Origin of the sequence: Teichococcus deserti, assembly GCF_001982615.1 — a bacterium.
GTDB lineage: Bacteria > Pseudomonadota > Alphaproteobacteria > Acetobacterales > Acetobacteraceae > Pseudoroseomonas > Pseudoroseomonas deserti.
In genome coordinates, this window is record NZ_MLCO01000349.1 from 1 (window position 1) to 1,103 (window position 1,103).

1 protein-coding gene is annotated in these 1,103 nt (G+C 71.8%); it reads right to left on the reverse strand.

Features of this window, described 5'->3' with window-relative positions:
* Positions 1–221: 221 nt before the first annotated feature.
* The coding region (locus BKE38_RS26795; protein ID WP_076960255.1) for a tyrosine recombinase XerC at positions 222–1,103 on the reverse strand (882 nt) is incomplete at its 5' end.

Below are 1,103 nucleotides of genomic sequence, written 5' to 3' on the forward strand. Positions count from 1 at the left end.
ATTCCCCCGCGGCGCAGTGCGCCGCGCCCGTTCTTTTTTCTGTCTGATTGCCATGTCCACGTGGAGACCACGGGCACACCAAGCCCCGCCGTGACGCTTTCGCGACGTCTCCGGTACAGCGCAGGTCTGTCAATGGCCGGTGATAAAAGAAGATGATGGGGGTGCTGGGGGAAGATTTCATTCTTCCCCAGCCTTCCTACTCTTCTCTTCTTTTCTCTTCTCTACCCCGCCCGCGGATGCGCCTTCTGCCAGGTCTCCAGCAGCTTCGCCGAATCGACCGTGGTGTAGCGCTGGGTGGTCGACAGGCTGGCGTGTCCCAGCAGTTCCTGGATCGAGCGCAGGTCGCCGCCCGCCCCCAGCAGGTGGGTGGCGAAGGAGTGGCGCAGCGCGTGGGGCGTTGCCGATTCCGGCAGCCCCGCCAGGCGGCGGTAGGTGCGCAGCGCGCGCTGGGCCATGCCCGCGTCCAGGCGGCCGCCGCGGGCGCCGAGGAACAGCGGCTGCTCCGGCGGCGGGTTGCCGCGGGCGGCGAGATAGGCGGCGACCGCGCGCTCGACCGCGGGCAGGACGGGGACCAGGCGTTCCTTGTCGCCCTTGCCGCGCACCTTGAGGCCGATGCCGGCGCGCGGCGCCTGGCCGACATTCAGGTCCAGCGCCTCGGAGATGCGCAGGCCGCAGCCATAGAGCAGGGTGAAGAGCGCGGTGTCGCGCAGGGTCAGCAGGGTGGAATTCTCCACGCTGCCGGCCTCTTCCACCACGCCGCGGGCCTGGTCGGGGGTCAGCGGGCGGGGCGCGGGCGGCGTCACTTTGGGGCCGCGCAGGCCGGCCAGGGCCAGGGGCTGCAGGCCGTGGTGACGGGCAAGAAAACGGAGAAAGCCGCGGATGGCGGCCAGCTGGCGGGCGCGGGTGGCGGTGCCGACGCCGTCCTTGCGGGCACGCTCGGCCATGAAGCCGCGCAGGTCGGCAGGGCGCAGCGCCTGCAGCGCCTCCAGGCCGGGCTCGGCGCCCAGGTGGCGGCTCAGGAAGCCCAGGAAATCGGCAAGGTCGGCGCCATCGGCGGAGAGGGTGTGGCGGCTGGCGCGGCGCTCGCGCTCCCGCCAGACGGG